The 6,384-nt window shown below is 58.9% G+C and carries 6 protein-coding genes; 3 read left to right on the plus strand and 3 right to left on the minus strand.

Going from position 1 to position 6,384, the window contains the following annotated elements:
• The first annotated feature begins 151 nt into the window (after positions 1–151).
• Both NW840_RS10305 and aroQ read left to right on the plus strand, forming a co-directional pair.
• The gene (locus NW840_RS10305) at positions 152–283 is read left to right on the plus strand and encodes a hypothetical protein (protein WP_011434447.1); all 132 of its coding nucleotides are present in this window, start codon (positions 152–154) and stop codon (positions 281–283) included.
• Positions 261–758 carry a type II 3-dehydroquinate dehydratase gene (gene aroQ, locus NW840_RS10310; RefSeq protein ID WP_414344089.1) on the plus strand — a complete coding sequence of 166 codons (498 nt, stop codon included), beginning with the start codon at positions 261–263 and terminating at the stop codon, positions 756–758. Before NW840_RS10305 ends, aroQ begins: the two co-directional genes overlap by 23 nt.
• A 17-nt stretch (positions 759–775) precedes the next feature.
• Here aroQ and NW840_RS10315 read toward each other — a convergent pair whose 3' ends face one another.
• The 3 genes from NW840_RS10315 to NW840_RS10325 all read right to left on the minus strand — a co-directional run bounded on the left by NW840_RS10315 (position 776) and on the right by NW840_RS10325 (position 3,351).
• The gene (locus NW840_RS10315) at positions 776–1,786 is read right to left on the minus strand and encodes an alpha/beta fold hydrolase (protein WP_011434449.1); all 1,011 of its coding nucleotides are present in this window, start codon (positions 1,784–1,786) and stop codon (positions 776–778) included.
• Entirely contained in the window at positions 1,783–2,709 is a 927-nt protein-coding gene (locus NW840_RS10320; RefSeq protein WP_011434450.1) for a fatty acid desaturase family protein, read from the minus strand. The genes NW840_RS10315 and NW840_RS10320 overlap by 4 nt, the downstream gene beginning before the upstream one ends.
• Positions 2,710–2,814: 105 nt before the next feature.
• Positions 2,815–3,351 (minus strand): thioredoxin domain-containing protein, encoded by a 537-nt coding sequence (locus NW840_RS10325; RefSeq protein ID WP_414344090.1) that lies wholly within the window; start codon positions 3,349–3,351, stop codon positions 2,815–2,817.
• A gap of 191 nt (positions 3,352–3,542) precedes the next feature.
• Here NW840_RS10325 and pheT point away from each other — a divergent pair, with 191 nt between their 5' ends.
• Entirely contained in the window at positions 3,543–6,020 is a 2,478-nt protein-coding gene (gene pheT / locus NW840_RS10330; RefSeq protein WP_414344092.1) for a phenylalanine--tRNA ligase subunit beta, read from the plus strand.
• The last annotated feature ends 364 nt before the right edge of the window (positions 6,021–6,384 follow it).

Genomic DNA, 6,384 nt, shown 5'->3' on the forward strand with positions numbered 1-6,384 from the left:
GAGCAGAGCAGGCCCAGGGCTACTGAAAGCCCGCTCCGTACCGCTTAGCGGTCGGAGCCGGGTAGTTTACCTCTACACCCCTCGAAAAGAAGCGCTATCATAGAAGTCTGTCGAATAAACTCCCTTCGTAAAACCTCGCGAGGCAGATCGGATGGATTGGGTAGAAAAGGTGCTGGAAAAGATCCGGGAATGGGTGGAACGTGTGATCGACACCCTGCTGGGGAACCCCCAGCCTCAACCTGCTCCCATTCCGGTAGAAGATGGATCCCATCGTCGTCGTTAATCCGACTGCCATTGCCCCCGGCGGCGAGCCTCTCAGCCTCTTGGTACTGCATGGCCCCAACCTCAACCTGCTGGGGGTGCGAGAGGTGGGCATCTACGGCTCAGTATCCCTAGAGCAGATCGATCAGGCTCTGCATCGGCAGGCAGAAATGCTAGGGGCGAAGCTGGAGATTCTCCAGTCCAACCATGAGGGGGTGCTCATCGATGCCATTCACCGTGCCCGCCAGCAGCATGTCGGCATTCTGATCAACCCTGGGGCCTACACCCACACCAGCATTGCTCTCCGAGATGCCATTGCAGCCGTAGGATTGCCCACTGTGGAAGTCCACCTAAGCAACATCCATCGCCGCGAGCCCTTCCGCCAGCACTCTTACATCGCCGCCGTAGCGATTGGGCAAATCAGTGGTTTTGGGGCGCAAAGCTACCTGTTGGGGCTACAGGCTCTGGTGCAACACCTGCGCCTGCAATCTGTGTAGGATCTGTGTAGGTGCCCTCAGCTCTCCAGGAACTCCTGCACGGCTGTGCGAATAAAAGCTTCATCCTCGGGGTTTTGATGAGGATTACCGGCCCGGTGCCCCCAAATGGAGGGGATGATCTTGTAAACCGCGTTCGGGATCCATTCTGCCTCAGCCCGACAATCTTCTGGGGTGAAATACAAATCCGTCTGGGCGGGCATCACCAATGTTTGGGCCTGAATTGCCCTCAAAGCAGCCCGATAATCTCCCCGGTGAATGGGGTTGTCGCTGATATCGCAGCGGATCCAAGTTTCGATCATCGATAGCAAATTCTGCGGATCCCGGCGGCGGTAATTGGCCTCCCAGCCTCGCTCTAGATAATCTTCGAGAGAGGCATACCCCAAGGATTCATAGCATTTTTGGTTGAAAAAAGGTTGGGAAACAGCCCAACTGGCGTAGATGTGGGCAAAAGCTCGCAGACCCCGCTCTGGGACACCCGTAAATCGACGACCGTTCCAGGCGGGATCGGCAGTTAGGGCTGAGCGCAAACTCTCCAGAAAAACCCGATTGTGAACTGTGGTCTTGGCGGTGCCACAGAGGGCTACGATCCGTTCCACCCGCTCAGGAAACAGGGATCCCCAGTGATAGGCTTGCTGAGCCCCCATCGACCAGCCGTAGATCAGGCGGATGCGTTCGATCCCAAAGTGTTGGCGAATCAGGCTCTCCTGCAGGCGCACATTGTCCCAGTGGCTAAACCAGAAGCCATCTTCCCGCAAGCCACAGGCTGGATCGTTGCTGGGGGAAGTGGAAAGGCCATTGCCCAGCATATTGGGAATGAGGATAAACCACCGCTGCGGGTTGAGGATGCCGTCGGGACGAATCAGCCACTCCAGGTCGGGATGCTGAGCCCCATAGGAGGTGGGGTAGAGGATCAGGTTGTCTTTTCGGGGGGAAAGAGTCCCGTAGGTGGCGTAGGCGAGCGTGATTTGGGGCAGTTGGATCCCGCACTGTAGCTGAAAATCGTTCAGGCTCCAGGTGTAGTGAGTCATGCCTGAAATTGTTCAATCACCTGACGATGAACCCGCACATACCCCTGCCCTAGATGAGCCAGATGGGGCTTGAGGTATTGATGGGCATCGGCCAAAGCATGAAATGGAATGGAGGGGTAAAGGTGATGCTCAGCATGGTAAGGCATATTCCACATCAAAAAGCGGATTGGCCAAAGGGTAAGGGTGGTACGGGTATTGGAGAAGGGATCCTCGGTTTGGCTACAGCCTGTGTGCTCTGCCAGCAAAATGAAGCGCAAGATCGGCTGCCCTACCGCCAAAGGCAACAGCCACAGCCACACTATCCAGGGATCCCCCAGCAGAAGGGAGAGCAAGCTCCCAAGGCCGTAGATCCCTAGCTGCAACCGCACCGAACGAATGACCTCTTGGCGGGCCGATTCAGGAATGTAGGGATAGCCTTGCAACTGGCCGCTGGCTATGCGGATGTAGGTCTTCACCTTGCCGATCCACCAAGTCAAGCCGCTCAGCTCGAGCAAATACTCCGGCCAGCTCTGGGGTTTGGGATCCTCCAGCTCCGGATCCTTGCCCGGAATCTGGGTATAGCGGTGGTGCCATTTGTGGTATCGGCGATAAAAAGTGCTGTTGTAAAATGAGAGCAAGCCCGCCACCCAGGCTACCCCGTCATTCAGTTTTGGGCTGGCAAAAGCGGTGCGGTGTACACATTCGTGCAAAGCAGCAAACATCGTCGCCAAACTGGCCCCGTAAACCACCAGCGCCGGCAGGGCAATCCAGCCATTGACACCTTTCTGGGTCACCCACAGGCTGCCACTCACCGCCATCACCGCCAAATGTCCCAAAAGCTGCCGGAGCCCGGCTGAATTGGAGCGGACATTCAGTTGTCTGAGGCGCTCGCTCGGGATCAACCGTTGCGGATCCGGCAAAATCGGTGTTGTCTCGACAGCCATGGCCTGTTCTTGTGAGCTACGAGAATGGATAGAAGTTATCCAATATCAAACCGAGGCCAGACCTTTCCGCCTGTGTCCAAGACAACAAAACCCTGGACCAAACTCCTAACCATGACTGCGGGGATCCGGCTGACTGGGGAGGGCGCGCCTGCCCCGCTCCAGCTCAGACACCGGCCCGGCATTGGTCAACTGCAGGGGCTGTCCAGTTGCCAGAGCCAACACATTGGCCCGCAAAATCGACGGCGGCTGTTCGCCAATCGCCGATCCCAGCGCTTCTCCCTGCCGATCCAAAAACAGAAAATGAGGGATGCCGTTCACCCGGTAGCGGCTCAGCTCCGGCAGCCACTTCGGATTGTCCACATTCAACATGACGAAGTTGACTTGATCGGCAAATTCCTTTTTGAGATTGGCCAGGAGGGGTGCCATGGCACGACAGGTGCTGCACCAATCGGCATAAAACTCCACCAAAGAAGGTTTGCCATTGGCCTGAGCTTGCTCCCAAGGTATGGCCTCTTGGGCTAGAGCCTCTAAGTTGCTGCCCGCCTGACGCCCTTGGTTAGCCAAAAACAGTCCTGCTGCCAAGAGCACAGCTACTGCGGCAATCAACCCGTTGCGCAACCGTTTTGCCCAGTCTTTCTTCATCCTTCCTCACCTTGCTAGGCGCTGGATCTGACCTCAGCCCTCGCCTTCACTGTTTTAGCATCCCACCCTGTCCCACCGGTTCCGGCCAGAACCGGGTCTATGCCATCCCACGATCTTGGGCCGGGATCCCGGCTGGAGAAGAGGGCCAGGTGAGCGATAATGGGTGCGGCGTTTGCACCGATGGCTCAGCGATGCGCATCTCCTTGAAGTGGCTGCGAGAACTGGTGGATTTCCAACTTTCACCCGAAGAACTGGGAGAGGCCCTCACCCTGGCGGGGTTTGAAGTGGAAGAGATCGAAGACCGCCGCACCTGGGCAGATGGGGTGGTTTTGGGCAGGATCCTGGCTGCCGAGCCTCACCCCAACGCCGACAAGCTGCAGGTTTGCCAGGTGGACTTGGGATCCGATCGGCCTGCCACCATTGTCTGTGGAGCCGCCAACGCCCGCGCCGGGATCCTGGTAGCAGTGGCTACACCCGGCACCCATTTGCCCGCCCTCTCCCTCACCATTGCCAAAGCCGACAAGCGGGGGGTGATCTCGGAGGGCATGATCTGCTCTCTGGCCGAGCTGGGGCTGGAGAAATCTTCCGAAGGGATCCACGAATTCCCGCCCGACTTGGATCTGGAGGCCCATCCGCTTGGCTCTGATGTGCGTCCTCTTTTGGGCTTGGACGATGTGGTGCTGGATCTCACTTCCACCGCCAACCGGGCCGATGCCCTGAGCATGGTGGGGATCGCCCGCGAAGTGGCTGCCCTCACCCGCAACCCGCTGCGCCTGCCCCCCGTCAAGCCTCTTCAGGCCAAGCCCATCCCCAACTTTCAGTTGCGCATTGCCGACGCCAAAGCCTGCCCCGCCTACAGTGGCGTGTTGATCGAAGGGGTGAAAGTCGGCCCTTCCCCCGACTGGCTAAAACACCGACTGGCCGCTGCCGGCATGCGATCCATCAACAATGTAGTGGATATTACCAATCTGATCCTGCTGGAATGGGGCCAGCCCTTGCACGCCTTTGACTGGGAGCGCCTGCTCCAGGTCATGGGCAAGAAAAAACCCACCATCGAGGTGCGCTTGGCCCAGCCGGGAGAAACCTTAAAGACCTTGGACGGCCAAACCCGCACCTTGCAAGCCGACAGTCATCTCATTGTGGCCGGCAGCCAACCGGTAGCTCTGGCCGGGGTCATGGGAGGGGAAGAAACCGAAGTCAGCTCGACCACCACTCGCATTTTCTTGGAAGCAGCCCTATTCGATCCAGCGGTGACGCGGCGCTCGGCCCGGTCTCAAGGTCTGCGCACCGAGGCTTCCACCCGCTATGAGCGAGGGGTTAACTTTGCCACCCTCGATCAGGCCCGGGATCGGGCGGTGCAGTTGATCCTGGAACTGGCAGGGGGAGCAGTGGCCGGCCTCACCACCTTTGACCAGCGGCCCCCCCTGGAACGCACCCTGAAATTGCGGCTGTCGCGGCTGATCGATGTGTTGGGGGACGAGGTGCAGGCGGCGGATGTGGAGGAGATCCTATCTGCCTTGGGCTTTCAGATCTCCCGTTGCGAAGGGGCCAATTCCCAGAGTGCCCTCTCCCCCGCTACCGAGACGGCAACCGTGGCCAGCTGCGTTTGGCAGGTCGTCGTTCCCCCCTATCGCCTGCGGGACATTGAGCGGGAGATCGACCTCATCGAGGAGTTTGCCCGTCTCTACGGCTATGACCGCTTCTCAGAAACCCTACCCACCGAGCCGCAGGTGGGATCCCTTTCGGCGCGGGAAACATTCACCCGCCAGATCCGAGAAGTGCTGCGGGGCATTGGCCTGACGGAGGTATATCACATCTCCCTCTGCCCGGCGGAGGAGGATGGATCTTTGGTGAGGATTGCCAATCCACTTTCGCCTGAATATTCAGCCGTGCGCAATGCGCTACTTCCCGGCCTGGTGGAGGCCTTCCGCTTCAACTGGGATCAAGGCAACGGCCCGCTCCAAGCCTTTGAAATCGGTCGTGTTTTTGCCCATGCCCTTCCCCCCAACCCCCACCCTTACCGGGAAGCTGAGCATATCGGCGGTATCTTGGGCGGGGATCCCAATCCCCACGATTGGCAGCACCGCAACCGACCCATGGACTGGTTCGAGGCCAAGGGGCTGCTGGTCTCCGCTCTGGAGCGGCTGGGATTTGGCCCGGAGTTTCGTCTGGATCCCCCTGAAGAGCAATCGCCGCTGCTGCACCCCGGTCGCCAGGCCAGTTTGTGGATTGAGGGATCCCGCATCGGTTTGTTCGGGCAACTGCACCCCCGCCTCTGTCAGGAAAAGGGGCTGCCAGATCAGGTCTATGGGTTTGAGCTGCAGTTGGATCCCTTGCTGGAAAGCCTGGAGAGACGGGGCATTGTGCAATTTGTCCCCTTTTCGCCCTTTCCTGCTGCCGATCGGGATATCGCCTTCTTTGCGCCGCTCGACCTCTCCGTTGGCGAGATCGAGAAGGTTATCCGTCAAGCGGGCGGAGCACTTCTCCAATCGGTGCAGCTTTTCGACGAGTACCGTGGTCAAGGCGTACCTGCAGGGCAGCGCAGCCTTGCCTTCCGCCTGGTGTACCGTGCTCCCGATCGCACCCTCACGGATGCGGAGGTAGAAGCTCTGCAAAACCAGGTGAGGGCGCAGTTGACAACACAATTTCCGGTTACCTTGCGCAGCTAGCCGACCCCTCTGTAGCTACTATAACATCCTCCCAGCGCTCGTCCTGTGGACAGGGCGCGGGACTGATTGCCCCTGCACCCCGTTAGCTACACCGCTGGGAAGCCCCGCCCTCTATTAGGGGCTAGTGACTAGTGGCTAGCCACTATCCAGGGTGAGAGTCGGGATGAAAGGCGGGGACATGATGTTTTGTCCTTGACTGGTGCCATAAACATAAAAAGTAGCGGGGTTTTATACACTGCCGCTATAAACATCAAGTACAGGGTGGTGGGGCATCCCGTCCTTTTCGCGCTAGCAGCGCGGAGCGCTAACCGGAGTCACTGTTCGCGTCAGCGGGACGGAGTCCTTGAAGCCCGCACTCTCTCGC

It is taken from the genome of Synechococcus sp. R5-13 (assembly GCF_047462015.1).
Classification (GTDB): domain Bacteria; phylum Cyanobacteriota; class Cyanobacteriia; order Thermostichales; family Thermostichaceae; genus Thermostichus.